This window comes from Streptomyces sp. NPDC001903 (assembly GCF_042891345.1).
In the GTDB taxonomy this organism is placed as follows: Bacteria; Actinomycetota; Actinomycetes; order Streptomycetales; family Streptomycetaceae; genus Streptomyces.
In genome coordinates, this window is record NZ_JBIASZ010000011.1 from 213,305 (window position 1) to 237,670 (window position 24,366).

Sequence of the window (24,366 nt, forward strand, 5' to 3'; positions counted from 1 at the left end):
TCTCATCTGCTGCCTGCCGAGGGATCAGGCCTCGTTGATCTGGCTGAGGACCATCATCGGGGCGTCGTACGCCTCGTCGTTGCTGAGGACCGCGGCCTTGGCCGGGTCGATGACACCCTCGCCGGCGAGGCGGGCCTCGGTCGGGTTGGCGACGAGCTCGGTGTCGTTCAGGTTGTTGAGGACGTCACGCAGGGCCATGGGAGTACCTCCTTGGTGCGCCACTGCGGATCAGTGGCGGCTGTTCACAGCATGTTCATGTGAACTTGACGGACCCTTAGGCGCTGCTGGAGTAAGGGCGGGGCGGCTCGGGCCGCCGCCGCCCGGGAGACACCGGCGCGGTGACGTCAGAGCGCCGGGCCGCCGGGTGCGTGAAGGGTCCGGCGGACGGCGTCGCGCAGCCAGCGGTGGCCCCCGTCGGCGGCGTGACGGGGGTGCCACGCCATGCCGATGGTCAGCGGCGGCAGCGGCAGGGGGATGTCGAGGAGGCGCAGGCCCATGGCGGTGGCGGCGTCGGTGAGGGGGGAGGGGACGCCGCCGGGGGGCGCGGTGGGCACGAGGCAGACGATGTCGCTGCGGGCGGCGAGGGCCATCGCGGCCATGTGGCCGGGGAGGACGACGGCGACCCGCCGGCCGAGGCCGCGCTCGGCCAGAGCGGCGTCCAGGGGACCGGTGAACCGGCCGCGGCGGCTGACCACCACGTGATCGGCGGCGGCGAGCCGCTCCGGCGTCAGGGTCCCTTCGGCGAGGGGGTGGCCGGGCCGGACGGCCGCCGCCATCCGGAGGGTGACCAGTTCCTCGACCCGGGTCTCGGGGTCCACGTGGTCGATGGATCCGATCTCCAGGTCGATCCGCCCGTCGCGCAGTGCCGATCCGGCTTCCAGCTCCTCGGCCCGGAACCGCAACGCGATCCCCGGCGCCTCCTGCCGGGCCAGCCGCAGCATCCCCGGGGCCAGCGCCGCCCCGACCAGGTCGGCCGCCTGGAGGGTGAAGGTGCTGCGCAGGACGGCGGGATCAACGCCGGCGCCGGGAGCCAGCAGCGCCCCCAGGCGGCGCACCACCGCGGCCGTCTCCTCGCGCAGGGCCTGGGCGCGGGGCGTGGGGACCATGCTCTGGCCGGCCCGGACCAGCAGGGGGTCCTGGAGGATGCGCCGCAGCCGGGCGAGCGTGCGGCTCATGGCGGCCGGCGAGGTGTGCAGGCGGGCGGCGGCGCGCGTGACGCTCTGCTCGGTCAGCAAAGCGTCCAGCGCGACGGCGAGATTGGCGTCGATGACCGGCTCTGCGCTGCTGCTCATGGGCGTTGTTCCATTCCAGGCAATGATTCCATGCTCAAGTTCCCATTGTGGCAATGCTCTTGCCCTCCCCAGCATGGGGGTCGTCCCGATCCGCACGCCCCATGAGGTTTCCATGATCGTCATCACCGCTCCCACCGGGAACATCGGCAGCCACCTGCTGTCCCTGCTCCTGGCGTCCGCCCCCGCCCGCGACGAGCGACTGCGCGTGGTCGTACGGGACCCCGCCCGGCTGCCCGGCGCGGTGCGCGACCGCGTCGAGGTGGTCACCGGCTCGCACGGCGACGCCGAGGTCGTCGACCGCGCCTTCGAGGGCGCCGACGCCGTCTTCTGGCTCGTCCCCCCGGACGGGTCCCTGACCCCCGAGGACGCCTACCGCGGCTTCACCCGGCCCGCCGCGAAGGCCCTCGTGGCCCACGGCGTCGGCCACGTCGTCGGCGTCTCCGCGCTCGGCCGCGGCACCCCGGTCGCCGATCGCGCCGGACTCGTCACCGCTTCCCTCGCCATGGACGACCTGATCGCCGGCACCGGCGTGGCCTACCGGGCCCTGGCCTGCCCGTCCTTCTTCGAGAACCTGCTCGAGGACGCGGAGACGATCCGGGAGAAGGGCGTCTTCACCGACGCCGTCGACGCCGGCCTCAAGGCCCCCCGCGTCGCCGTCGCCGACATCGCGGCCGTCGCCGCCGACCTGCTGCTGCACCGCACGTGGTCCGGCAGCGGCAGCGTCCCCGTCCTCGGGCCCGAGGACCTCTCCCCCGAGGACCTGGCCCGGATCATGACGGAGCAGCTGGGCCGCCCCGTCCGCTACGCGCGGCAGCCGCTCGACGAGCTGTACCGGGAGCTCCTCGGCCACCGCCTCGACGAGGCGTTCGCCCGGGGCGTCGTCGACATGAAGAGGGCCAAGAACGAGGGCCTCGACGCGGGCGTCGCCCGTACCCCGGCGACCGGTTCCCCCACCGGCTTCCGCGACTGGTGCGCCCGGACCCTGGGTCCCGCGGTCCTCTCGGAAGGCACCCGCCGTGCCCGTTGAGAGGACCACACCGCCGGTCACGGCGTTCATGCTCATCAAGACCACCCCCGAGTGGCTCGCCATGACCCCCCGGGAGCGGATGGACGCCTTCGTGACCCGGGTCGTCCCCGCGATCGAGGCCAGGACCACCGGGGTCCGCTCGCGCTTCTACGACACGGAGTTCTACTCCACCCGTGTCACCGACGTCTGGGTCTGGGAAGCCGACGACCACGAGGCCTACCAGCTCCTCATCGACGCACTGCGCGAAACCCCCTTCTGGGACCGCTACTTCACGGTCGTCGACCTCCTCGTCGGCACCGAGAACGGCTACGCCCGCACCTACGGCCTTCAGGCCGTCGCCACCATCACGGCCTGACACGCCGTCCGGCGCACGAACGCCGAATGTCCCCGGGCCTCGAGGAGACCGGGGACATTCGGCGTGCGGGGCGGGGCGCCGGGGCGCCGACTACTGGAAGATCTCCTCGCCGTCGAGGATGTCGAACAGCTCCTCGGCCGTGGCGGCGCTCAGGTCGTCCTCGGGGTCCTCGGCGCCGAACAGGAGCTCGCGGAGGTGGGCGGCGAGCTTGACCGGGGACGGGTAGTCGAAGATCAGCGTGGGCGTCAGCCGGGAGCCGGTGAGCGCGCCCAGGCGGTTGCGCAGCTCCAGGGCCGTCAGCGAGTCGAAGCCGAGGTCCAGGAAGCCGCGGTCCGCACGGACCGCGTCCTGGCCCGCGTGGCCGAGTACGGCGGCGGCGTGCGCCCGTACGACGTCCAGCAGCTCCTGTTCGCGCTCCTTGGCGGGGAGGGCGGACAGGCGCGCGACCAGCGCCGCGGGGTCCGTTCCGCGATCGGCGGCGCGGGCCGCCGCGCGGGTGGGCTGGGGGACCAGGCCCTTGAGGAGCGCGGGGAGGTCGTCCGCCCGCGAGCGGAGCGTGGCCGTGTCCACGCGGAGCGGGACCAGGGCCGGGCGGCCCTGGGCGTGGGCCGAGGTGAACAGCTGCAGGGCCTCCTCGACCTCGAGGGCGGGCAGGCCGCGGGCCGCCATCAGGCGGATGTCCTCCTCGATGGACTCGGTGAGTCCCGTCCTGGCCGCCCAGAGCCCGTACGCCAGGGCCTGCGCGGGCAGCCCCTCGGCGTGGCGGTGGGCGGCGAGGGCGTCGAGGAAGGTGTTCGCCGCCGCGTAGTTGGCCTGGCCGGCGGCCAGGGTGAGCCCGCCCGCAGAGGAGATCAGCGTGAACAGGGCCAGCGGCAGCTCGCGGGTCTGCTCGTGCAGGTACCAGGCCGCGTCCGCCTTCGGTGCCAGGACGGCGCCGAGGCGCTCGGCGTCCATCGTGGCGATCAGCCCGTTGTCGCCGGTGCCGGCCGCGTGGACCACACCCGTCAGCGGGTGTGCGGCGGGGATCCCGGCGAGCAGGGCGGCGACGGCCTGCGGGTCGGAGACGTCGCACGCGGTGACGGTGACCTCGGCACCGAGCTCGGCGAGCTCCGCGGCCAGTTCGGCCGCGCCCTCGGCGTCGGGGCCGCGCCGGCTGGTCAGGACGAGGTGGCCGGCGCCGTGTTCGGTGACCAGGTGCCGGGCGAGGTGGGCGCCGATGCCGCCGGTGCCGCCCGTGATCAGGACCGTGCCCTCGGGGTCGAGGGCCGGCGCGCCGGTGGCCGCGTCCGTGACCGGGGTCAGGCGCGGGACCAGGAGCCCCGCCTCGCGTACGGCGCTCTCCGGCTCGGCCGAGGCGATGACAGCCGCCAGGCCCTCGAAGCCGGTGCCGCCCGCCGGAAGGTCGGTGAGCTGGATGCGGCCCGGGTTCTCCGCCTGGGCGGCGCGTACGAGACCCCACACCGGGGCCTGCACCACGTCGACGCCCTCCCCGGTGCCGGCGGCCACCGCACCGCGGGTCGCCACGACCAGCGTGGACTGCTCGAACCGCGGGTCGGCCAGCCACTCCTGGACGACGGTCAGGGTCCGGCCCGCCGCCGAGCGCACGGCCTCCGGCACGGGGCCCTCGGCCCGCGGGACCGGGAAGACCACCGCACCCGACACCGGGCCCGCGGGCACCTCGTCCCACGCCTGGAACGCGGAGCCGTCGGCCGCTGCCGCGGGCGCCGCCGGCGCACGCCAGTCGATCTCGAACAGGGTGTCCTGCCGCCCGCCGCCGAGCTGCTCCGGGGAGACCGGGCGGAACGTCAGCGAGCCGATGGAGGCCACCGGTGCGCCGCCGCGGTCCGCGAGGTCCAGCGACAGGTTGTTCTCGCCGTGCTTGGTGATCCGCACCCGCAGCGAGGTGGCGCCGACCGCGTGCAGGGACACGTCCGACCAGGAGAACGGCAGCTCCGTCTGCTCCTCGCCGGTGACTCCCTCGCCGACCCCGAGCGCGTGCATCGTGGCGTCGAGGAGGGCGGGGTGGATGCCGAAGAGGGCGGCGTCCTCGTGCGCCTCCTCGGGCAGTTCGATCTCGGCGTACACCGAGTCGCCCTCGCGCCAGGCGGCCTTGAGCCCCTGGAACACCGGCCCGTAGTCGTAGCCCTGCCGGAAGAGGAGCTCGTACGCGTCGCTCACGCGCACTTCCCGCGCCCCGGCCGGCGGCCACGCGCTCAGGTCGGCGCCGGCGGCGGCGGGCGCCGTCCCCAGCAGGCCTTCGGCGTGCAGCAGCCACGGGGTGTCGGGCAGGGCGTCCTGGTGCCGCGAGTGGACGCGGATCGTACGGCGTCCGAGCTCGTCGGGGCCGACGGAGACCTGGAGGGCGACGCCGCCGCGGTCGGGCAGCACCAGCGGGGCCTGGAGGACGAGCTCCTCCAGGGCCGGGTAGCCCACCTGCTCACCGGCGTGCAGGGCGAGTTCGACGAAGCCGGTCCCGGGCAGCAGCACGCTGCCCAGGACGTCGTGGTCGGCGAGCCAGCCGTGCGTGTCGACGGAGAGGCGGCCCGTGAAGGTGACCCCGTCCGTGTCGGGGGAGGCGATGACCGCGCCGAGCAGCGGGTGGCCGGCCGGGGTCAGGCCGAAGGCGGAGGCGTCCCCGCCGAGCGGGTTCTCGATGATCCAGTACCGCTCCCGCTGGAAGGGGTACGTGGGCAGGGCCACGGGCCGGGCCGCGGTGCCCTGGTAGAAGGCCTGCCAGTCGACGCCGGCGCCCGCGGCGTGCAGGTGTGCCAGGGCGGTCAGCAGGGTGCGGGACTCGGGGCGGTTCTTGCGCAGCACCGGCTCGATGATCGCGTCTTCGGTGTCGAGCGTCGTGCGGGTGAGCGCGGTCAGGATCGCGTCGGGGCCCAGTTCGACGAACCGGTTGACGCCCTTCGCGGCCAGGTGCCGGACGGCATCGGTGAAGCGGACCGCCTCGCGGACGTGGCGCACCCAGTAGGCGGGCGAGGCCAGGTCGGCGTCCGTGGCGAGCCGGCCGGTCACGTTCGAGACGATGGGGATCCGCGCCGGCTGGTACGCGACGCTCTGCGCGACCAGATGGAACTCGGCCAGGGCCGGTTCGACCAGCGGGGAGTGGAAGGCGTGCGAGACGCGCAGCCTGGTGGTCTTGCGGCCGCGCCCGCCGAATTCCTCCGTGATCGCCTCGACGGCGTCTTCGGCGCCGGAGACCACGATGGAGCGGGGGCTGTTGATGGCCGCGATGCCGACGGTGTCGCCGACGTACGGGAGGACTTCCTCCTCGGTGGCTTCGATGGCGGCCATGGCTCCGCCGGCGGGCAGCGCCTGCATGAGGCGGCCGCGCGCGGTGACCAGGCGGGCGGCGTCCTCCAGCGAGAGGACCCCGGCGGCGTGCGCCGCGGTGATCTCGCCGATGGAGTGACCGGCCAGGAAGTCGGGCCGCACGCCCCAGGACTCCACCAGCCGAAAGAGCGCCGTCTCGATGGCGAAGAGGGCGGGCTGGGTGAACGCCGTGCTGTTCAGCAGCGCCTCGTCCTCGCCCCAGATCACCTCGTACAGCGGGGTGTCCAGGTACGTGTCCACCGCGGCCGCGACCTCGTCGAACGCGCGGGCGAACACCGGGAAGGCGGAGTGGAGTTCACGGCCCATGCCCAGGCGCTGCGCGCCCTGGCCGGTGAACAGGAAGGCCGTGCGCCCCGCTTGGACCTGTCCCTCCACCACGCCGGCGTCGGCGATCGCACCCTCGGCGAGGGCCGCCAGGCCGGAGAGGAGTTCCTCGCGGTCCGCGCCGACGACGACGGCCCGGTGCTCGTGCGGGGTCCGGGTGGTGGCGGTGGAGTAGCCGAGGTCGGTGAGCGTGAGCTCCTCGTCCGCGGCGACCCGGGCGTGCAGCTGTGCGGCCTGGTCGGTCAGCGCCTGCGCCGAGCGGCCCGACAGGACGACCGGGACCAGCGGGAGTTCGCGGGCCCCGCCCTCCTGCTCGGCGGGCTCCGCGGCCGGCGCCTCCTCCAGGATGACGTGCACGTTCGTACCGCTCAGGCCGAAGGAGGACACGCCCGCGCGGCGCGGGCGCTCGCCCGCCGGCCAGTCGACGGCCTCGGTCAGCAGCCGGACGTTGCCCGACTCCCAGTCCACGTGCGGGGTCGGCTCGTCCAGGTGGAGGACCTTGGGCAGCAGTCCGTGGCGCAGTGCCTGGACCATCTTGATGACGCCGCCGACCCCGGCCGCGGCCTGGGTGTGGGCCAGGTTGGACTTGAGCGAGCCCAGGTAGAGCGGCTTGTCGCCGGCGGGGCGGCGGCCGTACGTGGCCAGTACGGCCTGGGCCTCGATCGGGTCGCCCAGCGTCGTGCCCGTGCCGTGCGCCTCGACCGCGTCGACGTCGGCGATGGTCAGGCCGGCGTTCTCCAGGGCGCTGCGGATGACGCGCTGCTGGGAGGGGCCGTTGGGGGCGGTCATGGAGCTGGAGGCGCCGTCCTGGTTGACGGCGGAGCCGCGGATGACGGCGAGGACCTCGTGCCCGTTGCGCCGGGCGTCGGAGAGCTTCTCCAGGACGATGACGCCCACGCCCTCCGAGCAGCCGGTCCCGTCGGCTTCGGCCGAGAAGGACTTGCAGCGGCCGTCGGCGGCCATGCCGCGCTGGTGGCTGAAGTAGAGGAACATGTCCGGCTCGGTCATCACGGTGACCCCGCCGGCCAGGGCGAGCGTGGACTCGCCCGAGCGCAGCGACTGGGCCGCCAGGTGCATGGCGACCAGCGAGGAGGAGCAGGCCGTGTCGATCGTCAGGGCCGGGCCCTCCAGGCCCAGGCTGAACGCGACGCGGCCGGTGACCAGGCTGCCGTCGCTCGTACCGGGACCGTAGTCGTGGTACATGACGCCGCCGAACACGCCCGTCTTGCTCTTGCGGAGCGTGTGCGGGGCGATGCCCGCGCTCTCGATGGCCTCCCAGGAGGCCTCCAGCAGCAGCCGCTGCTGGGGGTCGAGGGTCAGGGCCTCGCGCGGGGAGATCCCGAACAGGGCCGCGTCGAAGTCGCCGGCGTCGTAGAGGAAGCCGCCCTCGCGGGTGATGGTCCGCCCGAGCTTGCCCGGCTCGGGGTCGTACAGGGCGTCGGTGTTCCAGCCGCGGTCCTCGGGGAACGCGGAGACTCCGTCCCGGCCCTCGGCCACGAGCCGCCACAGGTCCTCGGGGGAGTTGACCCCGCCGGGGTACCGGCAGGCCATGCCCACGATCGCGATCGGCTCGGAGGCCCGGTCGGCCTCTTCGGCGAGCGCGCTGTTCTCCCGCTTGAGCCGCTCGTTGTCCAGCATGGACTGTCTGAGAGCGGTGACGAGTTGTTCCACTGATGCTTCCACGATGACCTCAGCCCTCGTTCGAATTCGGTTCGGCGGACGCAAGCGCGGCACGCACCAGGTCGTCGATGTTCATGCTCTTGATCTCTTCGCTCCGGTCGGCGGTCTGCGGGTCGGCAGGCGCACCGGACGCGGCCGGCGCGGCCGTCGCCCCCTGCTGCCCCACCGGGCCGGCGAGCCTGAGCAGCGCGTCCAGGAGGCCCGCCTCGCGCAGCGTGGCGACGGGGATCGAGGAGAGCGCCTCGCGGATGGAGTCCTCGTCCTGGGCGGCGGCCGCCGGCTCGGGCTCCGCGACGTCCTCGATGGCCGGGAGGATCTCCTCCAGGAGGAATTCGGCCATCACGACGGGGCTCGGGTAGTCGAACATCATGGTCGCCGGCAGGCGCATCCCGGTCGCGGTCTGGAGCCGGTTGCGCAGGTCGATCGCGGCCAGCGAGTCGAGCCCGAGGTCCGTGAAGCCCTTGTTGACGTCGATGGTGTCGGGGTCGCTGTGGCTGACGGCCGCCACCTGGGCCCGGATCAGGTCCAGGACCGCCGGCTCCCGGTCGGCGGGCCGCATCCGGGCCAGCCGCTCCTCCAGGGAGCCCGAGCCCGCCGCCGTCGCGGCGGCGGCGGCGGCCGCCGCCACGGCCGGGGCACGTACGTCCTGGCGCTGCTGCGGAGCCGGTTCGGCCTTCAGCACGTCCCGCAGGAGCACCGGGGCCGCGCCGGGGTCGCCGCCGCGGCCCGCGTTGTCCACGCGGATCGGGGCGATCATCACCTCGTCGAGGGTCATCGCCTCGTCGAAGAGCTGCAGCCCCTCGGCCGTCGGCAGGGCCGGCAGGCCCAGCGACTTCATCCGGCCGAGGTCGGAGTCGGTGACCCCGCCGCCCAGTCCGGTCTTCGTCTCCCAGAGGCCGAACGCCAGCGAGGTGGCGGGCAGTCCGAGCGAGCGGCGGTGGGCGGAGAGCCCGTCCAGGAAGCGGTTGGCCGCCGCGTAGTTGCCCTGGCCCGCGCCGACGACGAGTCCGGCGCAGGAGGAGAAGAGGACGAAGGCCGACAGGTCCAGGCCGAGCGTCGCCTCGTGCAGGTGCCAGGCGGCGTCCGCCTTCGGCCGCAGCACGGCGTCGACCTGCTCCGCCGTCAGCTGCGCGGTCAGCGCGTTGTCCATCAGCGCCGCCGCGTGGACGACGGCGGTCAGCGGCTGCTCGGCGGGGACGGCGGCCAGCAGCGCGTCCACGGCGCCGCGGTCCGACACGTCGCAGGCGACGAGCGAGACCTCGGCCCCGAGCGCGCTCAGCTCGGCGCTCAGCTCCTCGGCGCCGGGGGCGTCCGGGCCGCGGCGGCTGGTGAGCAGCAGGTGGCGTACGCCGTGCTCCGCCACCAGGTGGCGGGCGGTGATGGCGCCGAGGCCGCTCGTACCGCCGGTGATCAGTACGGTGCCCTCCGCCGACCAGGGCAGCTCGGAGGCGACCTGGCTGGAGGCGATCCGGGCCAGGCGCGGGACCTTGACCTCGCTGCCGCGCACGGCCGCCTCCGGTTCCCCGGTGGCGACGATCGCGGGCAGCACCTGGTGGGCGGCGGCCGAGCCGTCGGTGTCCACCAGCAGGAAGCGTCCCGGGTTCTCCTCCTCCGCCGAGCGCAGCAGACCCCATACGGGTGCCTGCGCCAGGTCGACGGTGTCGGTGTCCTTCGCCTGGACCGCGCCGCAGGTGACCACGGCGAGGCGGGAGCGGCCGAAGCGGGGTTCGTCGAGCCAGGCCTTGAGGACGTCGAGGACGGCTCCGGTCACGGACCGGACCGCGTCCGGGACCTCGCCCTCGCCGGCCGGTACGGGCAGCAGGACCACCTCGGGCAGCTCCGCGCCGCCGTCCAGGTCCGCGGCGAGCGCCGCGAGATCGGGGTACGCGGCCAGGCCCTCGCCGAAGGCGTGGTCGGATCCGCCGAGGACGGCCCAGCGGCCGGCGACCGCCGAGGCGCTGGCGCCCAGCGGCAGCTGGTTCCACACCAGGTGGAACATCGAGGTGCGCTCGCCCTGCCCCGCGGCCGCCGCGGCGTTGACCCGGGCCGCGGTGACCGGGCGCACCACCAGGGAGTCGATGGTCGCGACCGGCGTGCCCCGCAGGTCGGACAGCTCGATCCGGACGGCGTCCGAACCCTGCGACTTGTGCGACTCCACCGCGGTGATCCGGCCCCGCAGCTGCGAGGAACCCGCCGCGTGCAGGGTCACTCCGGCCCAGGCGAACGGAAGCTGGGTGCCTCCGACGTCCTGCGGCCGGCGCCCGTCCATGAAGTCGGTCGCGCTGAGCGAGCCGTCCAGGATCGACGGGTGGATCCGGTAGTCGTGGCCCACCGCGAGGTTGTCCTCGGGCAGCGACACCTCGACGAAGGTCTCCTTGCCGCGCGTCCAGATCCCGCGCAGGCAGCGGAACATGGGCCCGTATCCGTAGCCCTGGCCGGTGAGGTAGTCGTACACCCCGGAGATGTCCACCTCCTCGGCGCCCTGCGGCGGCCAGACCCCGGTCCCGACCCCGAAGGACTCGGGGGCCGGCGGGTGCTGCGCCCCGGGGGCCAGTACGCCGCTCGCGTGCCGCGTCCACGGGGTGTCCGCCGGGCCGTCGTCGGGACGCGAGTACACCGCGAGCGAGCGGCGGCCGGTGGCGTCGGCCGCGTCGACGGTGACCTGGACGGCCAGGCCGCCGCCGTCCTCGCGCATCGGCATCAGCGCCTCGATGGTGAGCTCGTCGATGACGTCGCAGCCCACCTCCTCACCGGCGCGGATGGCGAGTTCGACGTATCCGGTGCCGGGCAGGAGCACGGTCCCGAGGACGTCGTGGTCGGCCAGCCAGGCGTGGGTCTTCACCGACAGGCGGCCGGTCAGGACCACGCCCCCGGCCTCCGGGGAGACCACGACCGCACTCAGCAGCGGGTGTTCGGCCGGCTGCTGGCCCAGGCTGGTGACGTCGCCGGCCGGGGCCGACGCGGGGGCGTCGAGCCAGTACGGGCGGCGCTCGAAGGCGTACGTCGGCAGCTCGACCAGCCGCGCGCCGGACCCGGCGTGGAAGGCGGCCCAGTCGACGGCCGTGCCGGTGGCGTGGAGCTTGGCGAGGGCGCCGAGGAGGGTCCGCGCCTCGGGCCGGTTCTTGCGTACGGTCGGCTCGATGACCGCGTCCGCGCCGTCCAGGGTGTTCTGGGCGAGGGCGGACAGGATCGCGTCGGGGCCGAGCTCCAGGAAGGTCCGCACGCCCTTGGCCGCCAGGTGCTGGACCGTGTCGGAGAAGCGGACCGCCTCCCGGAGGTGGCGGGTCCAGTACTCGGCGGTCCCCCAGTCCTCGCTGATCGCGCCGTGCACCCCGGCCACGACCGGGATGCCCGGTTCGCGGCGGGTCACGGACTCGGCCACGAGGTGGAACTCGGCGAGCGCCGGCTCCATGAGCGGGGAGTGGAAGGCGTGCGAGACGCGGAGCCGGGTCGTCTTGCGGCCCTGCTCGGTGAAGGCGGCCCGGATCGCCTCGACGCCCTCCTCCGTACCGGAGACCACGATCGAGCGCGGGCTGTTGATCGCCGCGATGCCGACGGTGTCGCTCAGGTACGGAAGGAGCTCGGGCTCCGTGGCTTCGATGGCGGCCATGGCTCCGCCGGCGGGCAGTGCCTGCATGAGGCGGCCGCGCGCGGTGACCAGCAGCGCCGCGTCCTCCAGGGAGAGGACCCCGGCTGCGTGGGCGGCGGTGATCTCGCCGATGGAGTGGCCGGCGAGGAAGTCGGGCCGCACGCCCCAGGATTCGACGAGGCGGAAGAGAGCCGTCTCGATGGCGAAGAGGGCGGGCTGGGTGTAGGCGGTGCTGTTCAGCAGCGCCTCGTCCTCGCCCCAGATCACCTCGTACAGCGGGGTGTCGAGGTGCTCGTCGACGGCCGCGGCCACGGCGTCGAGTGCCTCGGCGAACACCGGGAACGCGGCGTGCAGTTCACGCCCCATGCCCAGCCGCTGCGCACCCTGACCCGTGAACAGGAACGCGGTCGCCCCGTCCGCGCGGCTGCCGGTGACGGTGTCCGCGGACTCCGTCCCCCCGGCCAGCTTCGCCAGCTCCCGCAGCGCGGCCTCGCGGTCCTCGGCGAGGACCACCGCGCGGTGGTCCAGCGCGGCCCGCGACGCCGTCAGCGAGTAGCCGACGTCGGCGAGGGACTGCTCCGGGTGGGCCTCCAGGTGGGCGCGCAGCGCCTCGGCCTGCCGGGGCAGGGCCTTCGCGCTCTTCGCCGACACCGTGAGGGCGACCGGGGCACCGGCCGCGGGCGCGAGCGCCTGCGGCTCCGGCTCCGGCGCCTGCTGCGGGGCCTCTTCGAGGATGACGTGGGCGTTCGTACCGCTCAGGCCGAAGGAGGAGACGCCCGCGCGGCGCGGACGCCCGCCCGCCGGCCACTCGACCGCCTCGGTCAGCAGCCTGACGTTGCCCTCGGTCCAGTCGACCTGCGGCGAGGGCTCGTCCACGTGCAGGGTCTTCGGCAGCACGCCGTGGCGCAGCGCCTCCACCATCTTGATCACACCGCTGACACCGGCCGCCGCCTGCGCGTGGCCGATGTTCGACTTGATCGAGCCGAGCCACAGCGGCTTGTCCTCGTCGCGGCCCTGGCCGTACGTGGCGAGCAGCGCCTGGGCCTCGATCGGGTCGCCGAGGCGGGTGCCGGTGCCGTGGCCCTCGACGGCGTCCACATCGGCCGTGGTGAGGCCGGCGGCGGCCAGCGCCTGCTGGATGACCCGCTGCTGGGACGGCCCGTTGGGGGCGGTGAGGCCGTTGGACGCGCCGTCCTGGTTGATGGCGCTGCCCCGGATCACGGCGAGCACCGGGTGGCCGAGCCGCTCCGCGTCGGAGAGGCGCTCGACGAGGAGCAGGCCGATGCCCTCCGCCCAGCCGGTGCCGTCGGCGGCCCCGGCGAAGGCCTTGGAACGGCCGTCGGCGGCGAGTCCGCGCTGCTGGCTGAAGTCGACGAACAGGTCCGGCGTCGGCATGACGGTCACACCGCCGGCCAGCGCCATCGTGATCTCGCCGGAGCGCAGCGCCTGGCAGGCCATGTGCAGGCTGACCAGGGAGGAGGAGCAGGCGGTGTCGACGGTGACGGCCGGACCCTCCAGGCCCAGGGTGTACGCGACGCGGCCCGAGGCGATGGAGCCCGCGCTGCCGTTGCCGAGGTAGCCCGCGAGGTCCTCGGGGACGTCGGTGAGGCGGCTGCCGTACTCGTGGTACATGATGCCCGCGTACACGCCGGTCCGGCTGCCGCGCAGGGTCTGCGGGTCGATGCCGGCCCGCTCGAAGGTCTCCCACGCGGCCTCCAGCAGCAGGCGCTGCTGCGGGTCCATGGCGAGGGCCTCGCGCGGCATGATCCCGAAGAACTCGGCGTCGAACTCCGCGGCGTCGTAGAGGAAGCCGCCGTCCTTGGCGTACGTCTTGCCGGGCGTGCCGGGCTCGGGGTCGTAGATGGCGTCGGCGTCCCAGCCGCGATCGGTCGGGAACGCCCCGACGGCGTCCCGGCCCTCGGCGACCAGCTGCCACAGGTCCTCGGCGGACCGCACGCCGCCGGGGAAGCGGCAGCTGATCGAGACGATCGCGATCGGGTCCGAGTCGGTGGGGGCGGTGGCGCGCGGCTCGGCGGCGGCCGGGGCCGCCTTGGCGGTGGTGGCCGACAGCTTCTCCACCACGTAGCCCGCGACCGCCCGGGAGTTGGGGTAGTCGAAGACCAGCGTGGCCGGCAGCCGCAGACCGGTCGCGGCCTGGAGCAGGTTGCGCAGCTCGACGGCGGCGAGCGAGTCGAAGCCCTGCTCGCGGAAGGCCGTCTCCGGGCCGATCGCGTCCGGCGACGGGTGGCCGAGCACCGCCGCCACCTGCGTACGGACGAGTTCCAGGACGATCCGGTCGCGCTCCTGGACGGAGGCCCCGGCGAGGCGGCGCTCCAGCTCGGAGGTCTCGGACGCCTGCGCCTGCACGGTCCGGCGGACCGGGCCGCGCACCTTGCCGCGCAGCAGCGCCGGCAGGTCCTCGCCGCGGGCGGCGAGCGCAGCCGCGTCGGTCTTGAGCGGCAGGACCACGGCGTCGAACCCGGCGACGGCGGCGTCGAAGAGGGCGAGGCCCTCCGGGACGGCCAGCGCCGGCAGGCCCAGCCGCTTCATGCGCTCCAGGTCGGCGTCGGTGAGGTCGCCGCCGAGACCGGTGCTGATCTCCCACATGCCGAACGCGGGAGCCGTGGCCGGCAGGCCCGCGGCCCGGCGGTGCGCCGCGAGGCCGTCCAGGAAGGAGTTGGCGGCGGCGTAGTCGGCCTGGCCGGCGGCCAGGACGGAGCCGCCCGCCGAGGAGAAGAGGACGAAGGCCGACAGGTCGGCGTCCCGTGTCAGCTCGTGCAGGTTCCACGCGCCGTCGCTCTTCGGCCGCAGGACGGACTCGAAGCCCTCGGCGGTCAGCGAGCCGACGAGCCCGCCGCCCGCGACGGCGGCGGCGTGCACCACCCCGCTCAGCGGGTGGGCCGCGTCGATCCCGGCCAGGGCGCCGGCGAGCGACTCCCGGTCCGTCACGTCGCAGGCCGCCACCGAGGCGTGGGCGCCCAGCTCCGCGAGCTCGGCGACGATCGCCGAGGCGTTCGGCGCGTCGAGGCCGCGGCGGCTGGTGAGGAGCAGGTGCCGTACGCCGTGCTCGGTGACCAGGTGCCGGGCCACCAGCGCGCCGAGGCCGCTGGTACCGCCGGTGATCAGCACGGTGCCGGTCGTACCCCACGGGGAGAGCGGGGCGGGGGCGGGGATCCGGGCCAGGCGCGGGATGCGCACCTCGCCGGAGCGCACGGCCGTCTCGGACTCGCCGGAGGCCACCGCGGCGGCCACGTCGGCGCCCGGGTCGCGGGTTCCGGCGGCCACGTCGACCAGGACGAACCGGCCGGGGTTCTCGGCCTCGGCCGCCCGCACCAGACCCCATACGGCGGCCTGCGCCGGATCGGCGTCCTCGCCGGCCAGGACGGCGACACCGCCGCGGGTGACCACCGCCAGGCGGGCGGATCCGGACTCCGGATCGGCCAGCCACCCCTGGACCTTCGCGAGCACCTCGGGCACCACCGCACGCACCCGGGCAGCGGCGTCCTGGCCGGCCGGGACGGGGGTGAAGTACACGGAGGCTTCGGCGGCTTCGGCCGCACCCGGCGCCGTACGCAGCCACTCGACGCGGTGCAGGGCGGCGGACGCCCCGCCGGAGGCGGCGGCGAGCTGGGACTCGGAGACCGGGCGCGACACCAGCGACTCCACGGTCGCCACGGGCGCACCCGTCTCGTCGGCGACCATGATCGCCGACACCTCGTCCCCACGGACCCGGCGGATGTGCACCCGCAGCACGGACGTACCGGCCGCGTGCAGGGTGACCCCGTTCCAGGAGAACGGCAGCAGCGTCGCCCCCTCGGCGGCGCCGTCGCCGCCGAGCAGGTCCGCGTGCATGGCGGCGTCGAGGAGCGCCGGGTGGAGCCCGAAGAGGGCGGCGTCGCCGTGGGCCGTCTCGGGCAGCGCCACCTCGGCGAACACGTCGTCGCCCTGGACCCAGGCGGCCTTCAGGCCCTGGAACACCGGGCCGTACGCGTACCCGCGCTCCAGCAGCCGGTCGTACGCGCCGGTCACCTCGAGCGGGGTCGCACCGGCCGGCGGCCACTGGGACAGGTCGAACGCGGGAGCCGGGGCGCCCGGAACCACCGTGCCGTAGGCGTGGCGGGTCCAGGGGGCGTCCGGGGCGGAGCCGCGGGAGTGGATGCCGATCGAACGGGCGCCGGAGGAGTCCGGGGCGCCGACCCGCACCTGGAGGGCGACGCCCCCGCGGGCGGGCACGATCAGGGGTGCTTCGAGGAGCAGTTCCTCGATGCGGTCGCAGCCGACCTGGTCGCCGGCCCGGACGGCCAGCTCGACGAAGCCGGTGCCGGGCAGCAGGATCGAGCCGAGGACGTCGTGGTCGGCCAGCCAGGGCTGGGTGTCGACGGAGAGCCGGCCGGTCAGGACGACCTCGCCGGAGTCGGCCGCCGGGAGGGCGGCGCTGAGCAGCGGGTGGCCGACCGGTTCGAGGCCGGCCGAGCCGAGCCCGGCACCGCCGCCGGCCGCCGCCCCCTCCAGCCAGTACCGCTGGTGCTGGAAGGCGTACGTCGGCAGATCGGCCCAGCGGTCCTCGGCGGCCCGGTAGAAGGCCGTCCAGTCGATGGGCGCACCGGTGGTGTGGAGCCGGGCGAGCGCGGCGAGGAGGGAGTGCGCCTCGGGGCGGTTCTTGCGCACGGCAGCCTCGACCACGACCTCGTCGTCGGTGTCGAGGGTCGTACGGGTGAGGGCGGTCAGGACGGCGTCGGGGCCGAGTTCGAGGAACCGGGTGACGCCCTTGGCGGCCAGGTGCCGGACGGTGTCGGAGAAGCGGACGGCCTCGCGCAGGTGGCGGGTCCAGTAGTCGGGGGTGCCCCAGTCCTCGCTGATCTCGCCGTGGACCCCGGCGACGACCGGGATCCGGGCGGGCGCGTAGGTCACGGACTCGGCGACGGCGCGGAACTCGGCGAGGGCCGGGTCCATGAGGGGGGAGTGGAAGGCGTGCGAGACGCGGAGCCGGGTGGTCTTGCGGCCCTGCTCGGTGAAGGCGGCCCGGATGGCCTCGACGGCTTCCTCCGTGCCCGAGACCACGATGGAACGCGGGCTGTTGATCGCCGCGATCCCGACCACATCGGAGACGTACGGAAGGACTTCTTCCTCCGTGGCTTCGATGGCGGCCATGGCTCCGCCGGCGGGCAGTGCCTGCATGAGGCGGCCGCGTGCGGTGACCAGGCGGGCGGCGTCTTCCAGGGAGAGGACCCCGGCGGCGTGGGCGGCGGTGATCTCGCCGATGGAGTGGCCGGCCAGGAAGTCGGGCCGCACGCCCCAGGACTCCACCAGCCGGAACAGGGCCGTCTCGATGGCGAAGAGGGCGGGCTGGGTGTAGGCGGTGCTGTTCAGCAGCGCCTCGTCCTCGCCCCAGATCACCTCGTACAGCGGGGTGTCGAGGTGCTCGTCGACGGCCGCGGCCACGGCGTCGAGGGCCTCGGCGAACACCGGGAACGCGGCGTGCAGTTCACGCCCCATGCCCAGGCGCTGCGCGCCCTGACCGGTGAACAGGAAGGCCGACTTGCCCTCCTGGACCCGGCCCGTCACCACACCCGCGGCGCTCTCGCCCCCGGCGAGGGCGGTCAGGCCCGCGAGGAGCTCCTCGCGGTTCTCGCCGAGGACGACGGCCCGCTCGGCCAGCTTGGCGCGCCGGGTGGCCAGCGCGCGCCCGGTCACCGCGAGGTCCGCCTCGTCCAGGGTCTCCAGGTGCTCGACCAGTCGCCCGGCCTGCGCCCGTACGGCCTGCGCCGTCCGGCCCGACACCACCCACGGGACCGGCCCGCCGAAGGCCTCGGGGGCCTCGGGGGCCGCCTGCGCGGCGGTCTCGGCCGGAGCCGCCGCCGGCGGCTCCTCCAGGATGAGGTGGGCGTTCGTACCGCTGATGCCGAAGGAGGAGATGCCCGCGCGGCGGGGGCGCTCGCCCGCCGGCCACTCGACCGCGTCGGTCAGCAGCTCCACCGCGCCCGCGTCCCAGGCGACCTGGGGGGAGGGCTCCTCGGCGAACAGGGTCCTCGGCAGGACGCCGTGCTCCATCGCCTGCAGCATCTTGATGACGCCGGCGACACCGGCGGCGGCCTGCGTGTGCCCGATGTTGGACTTGATGGAGCCGAGCAGCAGCGGCCGGCCGTCCTCGGGGCGCTCCTGGCCGTACGTGTCCAGCAGGGCCTGCGCCTCGATGGGGTCGCCCAGCGTGGTGCCGGTGCCGTGGCCCTCGACGACGTCGACGTCGGCGGCGGTGAGGCCGCCGTCCTGCAGGGCGCGGCGGATGACGCGCTGCTGCGAGGGGCCGTTGGGGGCGGTCAGGCCGTTGGAGGCGCCGTCCGAGTTGACGGCGGAGCCGCGCAGGACACCGAGGATGCGGTGGCCGTTGCGCTCGGCGTCCGACCGGCGCTCCAGGAGCACCAGGCCGACGCCCTCGCCCCAGCCGGTGCCGTCGGCGCCGCTGCCGAAGGACTTGCACCGGCCGTCGGCGGCCAGGCCGCCCTGCCGGCTCATGTCGATGAAGGTGTCCGGGGTGGACATGACGGTCACGCCGCCCGCGAGCGCCAGCCCGCAGTCGCCGCGCCGCAGCGCCTGCGCCGCCCAGTGCATGGCGACCAGGGACGAGGAGCACGCCGTGTCGACGGTGACCGCGGGGCCTTCGAGGCCGAGCGCGTACGCGACCCGGCCGGAGACCACGCTCGCCAGGCTGCCGTTGCCGTGGTAGCCCGCGAGCTGCTCGGGCAGCGGGCCCAGGCGCAGGCCCCAGTCGTGGTACATCACACCGGCGAACACGCCGGTGTCGCTGCCGCGCAGGGCGTGGGGGTCGATGCCGGCCCGCTCGAAGGTCTCCCAGGAGACTTCGAGGAGCAGCCGCTGCTGCGGGTCCATGGCCTGCGCCTCGCGCGGGCTGATCCCGAAGAACTCGGCGTCGAACTCGGCGGCGTCGTAGAGGAATCCGCCCTTGTCGCTGAGGCTCTTGCCGGGCTTGCCGGGTTCCGGGTCGTGGATGTCGGAGTCCCAGCCGCGGTCGGTCGGGAACGCGCCTACGGCGTCGACCCCGTCCTGGACCAGCCGCCACAGGTCGTCCGGCGTCGAGACGCCGCCCGGGTAGCGGCAGGCCATGCCGACGACCACGATCGGGTCGTCGTCGGCGGCCGCGAGCGCGGTGACGGGCGCTGTGCGGCGGGCCTCCTTGCCCGGGGCGCCCAGCTTGTCCGCCAGGTGGTCGGCGAGGGCGCTCGGCGACGGGTAGTCGAAGATGAGGGTGGCCGCCAGCGGCAGGCTGATGGCCGAGCTCAGCCGGTTGCGCAGCTCGACGGCCGCGAGCGAGTCGAAGCCCATCTCGTTGAAGGCGCGCGTCGGGTTGATCCGGTCGCCGCTCTCGTGGCCGAGGACGGCCGCGACCTGCGTACGGACGAGGTCCAGCAGGGCCTCGCCGCGCTCGGCGCGGGACAGGCCGGACAGCCGGCGGGCCAGGGACTGCTCCACGGGGACGGCGCCGGTGCCCGCGCCGCGGCGGGCGGGGCGGACCAGTCCGCGCAGCACGGACGGGACCTCGGCGGCCCGCGCCTGGAGGGCGCGCAGGTTGAACCGGACGGGTACGACGGCGCCTTCGCCGCCGGTGGCGGTCAGCGCGCTGTCGAGCAGCGCGAGGTTCTCGGCGGGGGAGAGCACCTGGAGGCCCAGGCGTTCGATGCGGCGCAGGGCGGCCTCGTCGAGCTGTCCGCCCATGCCGCCGACGCCGGTCCACAGGCCCCAGGCGAGGGAGGTGGCGGGCAGGCCGGCGGCGCGGCGGGTGGTGGCCAGCGCGTCCAGGAAGCCGTTCGCGGCCGCGTAGTTGCCCTGGCCGGCCCCGTCGAGCAGGGTCGCGGTGGAGGAGAAGAGGACGAAGGCGGACAGGTCCAGATCCCGCGTCAGCTCGTGCAGGTTCCAGGCGCCGTCGGCCTTCGGCCGCAGTACGGTGTCCAGCCGTCCGGCGTCGAGCGAGCCGATCAGCCCGTCGTCGATCACACCGGCCGCGTGCACCACGGCGGTCAGCGGGCGGTCGGCGGGGATCGCGGCGAGCAGCGCGGCCACCGCCTCCCGGTCGGAGGCGTCGCAGGCGGCGACGGTCACCCGGGCGCCGAGCCCGGTCAGCTCCTCGGCGGTCTCCCGCACGCCCGGGGCGTCCCCGCCGCGGCGGCCGGTCAGCAGCAGGTGGCGCACGCCGTGCTCGGTGACCAGGTGGCGGGCGACGGCGGCGCCGACCCCGCCGGTGCCGCCGGTGATCAGTACGGTGCCCTGCGGGCCCCACGGCGCGGGCTGCGGCTCGGCGGCGGGCAGCGTGGCCAGCCGGGAGACGTACAGCTCGCCGGCCCGGATCGCGGCTTCGGGCTCGTCGAGGGCCGCGGCGATCCGCAGCAGCTCATCGGGCTCCAGCGAGCCGTCGGAGTCGAGCAGGACGATGCGGCCCGGGTTCTCGGCCTGCGCGGAGCGCACCAGGCCCCACACGGGCGCCTGGGCCAGGTCGACGTCCTCGCCCGGGGTGACGGCGACCGCCCCGCGGGTCAGGACGACGAGGGGGCCGGTGGCCGGCTCCTCCTCGTTCAGCCACTGGCGGAGGGCGGTCAGGACGTCCTCGGCCACGGCGCGCACCTGCGCGGGGACCTCGCCCTCGGCGCCCCGCAGGGCGTGGTGGGCGACGGCTTCCGGCGCGTCCCCGGACAGCGGCGCGGGCAGCGGACGGGAGGTCCAGCGCAGGTGGAAGAGCGCGTCGTGGGCCTGGGGGCGCAGCTGCTCGGCGGTGACCGGGCGGACCGTGAACGACTCCACGGAGGCGACGGGCAGGCCGTCGGCCCCCGCCAGGTCCAGGGCGACGGAGTCTGCGCCGGTCGCGGTGATCCGTACCCGCAGCGCGGAGGCGCCGGCCGCGGACAGGGAGACCCCCGACCAGGCGAACGGCAGGCGCGGGCCGTCGGCGACGGGCTCGGGGGAGGCGAAGTCGGTGGCCTGCAGGACGGCGTCGAGCAGCGCCGGGTGCAGCCCGAACGCGGAGGCCTGCTCCTTGACGTGGGCCGGCAGCGCGACCTCGGCGTAGGCCACGCCCTCGGCGCCCTGCCAGACGGCCTTCAGGCCGTGGAACGCGGGGCCGTAGCCGTACCCTTGGGCGGCCATGTCCTCGTACAGGCGCGTGGTGTCGACGGCGCGGGCGCCGCGCGGCGGCCACACGGAGGCGTCGAAGGGCTCGGCGGCCGGGGAGGCGGTCGCGCTCAGCACGCCCGAGGCGTTGCGGGCCCACGGCGCGTCGGCCGGGGCGTCCTCGTCGCGGGAGTAGAAGGCGATCGGTCGGCGCCCGTCCTCGGCGGCGGCCTCGACCACGATCTGGAGGGCCACCGCGCCCGTCGCGGGCAGCAGCAGCGGAGCCTCCATGATCAGCTCGTCGAGCCGCTCGCAGCCGGTCTCCTCGCCCGCACGCAGCGCGAGTTCGACGAAGGCGGTGCCGGGGAGCAGCGTGCTGCCGGCGATGACGTGGTCGGCCAGCCAGGCCTGCGAGCGCGGCGAGACCCGGCCGGTCAGCACCGAGGCGCCGGTGTCGGCGAGGGAGACGACCGCCCCCAGCAGCGGGTGGTCGGCGGCGACCTGACCCAGCCCGGCGGCGTCGCCGCGCGAGATCGGGGCGGCCAGCCAGAAGCGCTCGCGCTGGAAGGCGTACGTGGGCAGCTCGACGCGGCGCGCGCCGCGGTCCGCGTAGTACGCCTCCCAGTCCACGCGCGCACCGCGGGCGTGGACGGTGGCCAGCGCGGCCGACAGCTGGCGCGGGTCCTCGTGGCCGCGGCGCAGCGCGGAGACGAACACCGGGGATCCGGCGGGGCCTGCGAGGCCTTCGAGGCAGTCGCGGCCCAGGCCCGACAGGACCGGGTCCGGGCCGATCTCCAGGTAGGTGGTGGCGCCGAGTTCGGCGAGCGCCCGCACCCCGTCGGCGAAGCGGACGGCCTCGCGGACGTGGCGGACCCAGTACTCCGGCGAGCACAGCTCGGCGGCGGTCGCGGCCCGCCCGGTCAGCGTCGACACCACGGGGATGCGCGGGGCGCGGTAGTCCAGGATCTCGGCGATGCGGCGGAACTCCGCGAGCATCGGCTCCATGAGCGGCGAGTGGAAGGCGTGGCTCACCCGCAGCCGCTTGGTGCGGTGGCCGTCGGCCTCCAGGCGGGCGGCGACCTCGGCGACGGCCTCGGCCTCGCCCGATATGACCACGGACGCCGGGCCGTTCACGGCGGCGATCGCCACCCGGTCGGCGAGGGCCGCGAGCAGCGGGGCCACGGTCTCCTCGGAGGCCGTCACGGCCACCATGGCGCCGCCCTGCGGAAGTTCCTGCATCAGGCGGCCGCGCGCGGCCACCAGGGTCGCCGCGTCCTCCAGCGACAGCACGCCCGCGACGTGCACGGCGGCCAGCTCGCCGATCGAGTGGCCCGCCACGTGGTCGGGGCGCACGCCCCAGGACTCCAGCAGCCGGAACAGGGCGACCTCGACGGCGAAGAGGGCCGCCTGCGCGTACACCGTCTCGCCCAGCAGGGCGCTGTCGGCGCTGTCCTCGGCGGCGAACAGGATCTCGTGCAGCGGCCGGTCCAGCTGGAGGTCGAGGTGGCCGATCGCCTCGTCCAGGGCGGCCGCGAACACCGGCTCGGTGTCGTACAGCCCGCGGCCCATGGCGGCGCGCTGGCTGCCCTGGCCGGTGAAGAGGAAGGCGAGGCGGCCGCCGTCGGCGGTGCCCGGGAAGACGTACGGGGACTCCTGGCCCTCGGCCAGGGCGCGCAGCCCCGCCCGTACGGCCTCCGCGTCCTCGGCGGCCACCACGGCGCGGTGGGCGAGGCGGGCGCGGGTCGTGGCGAGGGAGTAGCCGAGGTCGGCCGCGGCCGGGGCGTCCTCCCGCTCGGCGTGGGCCAGCAGGCGGGCCGCCTGGGCGCGCAGCGCGGTCGCGCTCGCGGCGGAGACCGGCAGCAGCACGGGGCCGGCCTGCGGCGCGGCCTCGGCGGCGGCGCCGGGCTCGGCGGCCGGCGGCTCCTCGATGATGACGTGTGCGTTGGTGCCGCTGACGCCGAAGGAGGAGACGCCCGCGCGGCGCGGCTCCTCGCCCTTCGGCCAGGCGCGGGACTCGGTCAGCAGGCGGACCTCGCCCGCCGACCAGTCGACGTTGGGGGTGGGCTCGTCCACGTGCAGCGTGCGCGGCAGCTCACCGTGCCGCATCGCCATCAGCATCTTGATGACGCCGGCCGAGCCGGCCGCCGCCTGGGTGTGGCCGATGTTCGACTTGGCGGAGCCGAGCCACACGGGCCGGTCCTCGGGGCGGCCCTTGCCGTAGGTGGCGATCAGGGCCTGCGCCTCGATGGGGTCGCCGAGGGTGGTGCCGGTGCCGTGCGCCTCGACCGCGTCGACCTGCTGCGAGGTCAGCCCGGCGTTGGCGAGGGCCTGGCGGATGACCTGCTGCTGGGCCCGGCCGCTGGGCGCGGTCAGGCCGTTGGAGGCGCCGTCCTGGTTGAGGGCGGAGCCGCGGATGACGCCGACGACCGGGTGGCCGTTCTTCCGCGCGTCCGAGAGCCGCTCCAGGACGAACACGCCGACGCCCTCGGCGAAGGCGGTGCCGTCGGCGGCGGCCGCGAAGGCCTTGACGGTGCCGTCGGGCGCGAGGCCGCGCTGGCGGCTGAAGGCGGTGAAGGTGCCGGGGCTGCCCATGACGGCCACACCGCCGGCCAGCGCGAGCGTGCACTCGCCGCGCTGCAGCGACTGGACCGCCAGGTGCATGCCGACGAGGGAGCCGGAGCAGGCGGTGTCGACGGTGAGGGCCGGGCCCGCGAGGCCGAGGACGTAGGAGACGCGGCCGGAGATGACGCTGGGGGCGTTGCCGCTCAACAGGTAGCCGTCGAGGCCGTCCGGGGCCTCGTGCAGCCGCATCGCGTACTCCTGCGGCTCGGCGGCGATGAACACGCCGGCTTCGGTGCCGCGCAGGGCCGCCGGGTCGATGCCGGCCCGCTCGACGGCCTCCCACACGGTCTCCAGCACCAGCCGCTGCTGCGGGTCCATCGCGAGGGCCTCGCGCGGGCTGATCCCGAAGAAGTCCGCGTCGAACTCGGCGGCGTCGGGCAGGAAGCCGCCGTGGCGCACGTACGTGGTGCCCGGCGTCGTCGCGTCGTCGGAGAACAGCGCCTCCAGGTCCCAGCCGCGGTCGGCGGGGAACTCGTCCCGTACGTGCTCGCCGTCGCTGACCAGCCGCCACAGGTCCTCCGGGGAGGCGACCCCGCCGGGGTAGCGGCAGCCGATGCCGACGATGGCGATGGGCTCGTCCGACACCGCCACCGCGCGCACCGGCGCCTCGGGGCGGTCGGCGAGGCCCAGGACCTCGGTGCGCAGGTGCGCGGCGAGTTCGGCCGGCGAGGGGTGGTCGAAGGCGACGGTCGGCGGCAGCGCCAGGCCGGTGGCCGCGTTCAGCCGCACCTGGAGCTCCAGCAGCGCGACGGAGTCCAGGCCCAGGTCCTTGAAGGAGCGGTCGGGGTCGACCGACACGGGCAGGCCGGCCCCCGAGAGCGCGTCCGGGGCGTCGGCGTACTTCGCCCGCAGCACGGCGAGCGCGTGATCGCGTACGAGGCCGAGCAGGACGTGGGTCTGTTCGGTCGTCGGAAGCGCCTCGAGGTCCCGCACGAGCGCGGACTCCGTCGCCGCGTCCGCCGCGGTGTGACCGGTCGGCACACCGTCGGTGCCGGAGACAAAGTTTCCGGGCTCAGTCATC

At 75.3% G+C, this 24,366-nt stretch carries 6 protein-coding genes; 2 read left to right on the forward strand and 4 right to left on the reverse strand.

Features of this window, described 5'->3' with window-relative positions; genetic code table 11:
• Positions 1-24: 24 nt before the first annotated feature.
• A complete protein-coding gene (locus ACFYZS_RS24625) occupies positions 25-198 on the reverse strand; it encodes a hypothetical protein (RefSeq protein WP_159044106.1) in 174 nt (57 codons plus the stop codon).
• 146 nt (positions 199-344) lie between these two features.
• Positions 345-1,292, reverse strand: coding sequence for a LysR family transcriptional regulator (locus ACFYZS_RS24630; protein WP_389016387.1), 948 nt, complete (start codon positions 1,290-1,292; stop codon positions 345-347).
• 112 nt (positions 1,293-1,404) lie between these two features.
• Here ACFYZS_RS24630 and ACFYZS_RS24635 point away from each other — a divergent pair, with 112 nt between their 5' ends.
• The gene (locus ACFYZS_RS24635; protein WP_389016390.1) at positions 1,405-2,319 is read left to right on the forward strand and encodes an NAD(P)H-binding protein; all 915 of its coding nucleotides are present in this window, start codon (positions 1,405-1,407) and stop codon (positions 2,317-2,319) included.
• A 28-nt stretch (positions 2,320-2,347) separates the two neighbouring features.
• Positions 2,348-2,674, forward strand: coding sequence for a darcynin family protein (locus tag ACFYZS_RS24640; RefSeq protein WP_389016465.1), 327 nt, complete (start codon positions 2,348-2,350; stop codon positions 2,672-2,674).
• Positions 2,675-2,764: 90 nt separating this feature from the next.
• On the opposite strand, the gene ACFYZS_RS24645 is transcribed toward ACFYZS_RS24640, so the two are convergent.
• Together ACFYZS_RS24645 and ACFYZS_RS24650 are read right to left on the reverse strand one after the other, a co-directional pair.
• A complete protein-coding gene (locus ACFYZS_RS24645; protein WP_389016393.1) occupies positions 2,765-8,008 on the reverse strand; it encodes a type I polyketide synthase in 5,244 nt (1,747 codons plus the stop codon).
• A 19-nt stretch (positions 8,009-8,027) separates the two neighbouring features.
• Positions 8,028-24,365 carry an SDR family NAD(P)-dependent oxidoreductase gene (locus ACFYZS_RS24650; protein WP_389016396.1) on the reverse strand — a complete coding sequence of 5,446 codons (16,338 nt, stop codon included), beginning with the start codon at positions 24,363-24,365 and terminating at the stop codon, positions 8,028-8,030.
• Position 24,366: the final 1 nt, after the last annotated feature.

Bases quoted from the DNA above. Each gene is read 5' to 3' on its own strand.
- ACFYZS_RS24635 (WP_389016390.1), top strand. From the start codon at position 1,405: ATGATCGTCATCACCGCTCCCACCGGGAACATCGGCAGCCACCTGCTG.
- ACFYZS_RS24630 (WP_389016387.1), bottom strand. From the start codon at position 1,292: ATGAGCAGCAGCGCAGAGCCGGTCATCGACGCCAATCTCGCCGTCGCG.
- ACFYZS_RS24650 (WP_389016396.1), bottom strand. From the start codon at position 24,365: ATGACTGAGCCCGGAAACTTTGTCTCCGGCACCGACGGTGTGCCGACC.
- ACFYZS_RS24640 (WP_389016465.1), top strand. From the start codon at position 2,348: ATGCTCATCAAGACCACCCCCGAGTGGCTCGCCATGACCCCCCGGGAG.
- ACFYZS_RS24625 (WP_159044106.1), bottom strand. From the start codon at position 198: ATGGCCCTGCGTGACGTCCTCAACAACCTGAACGACACCGAGCTCGTC.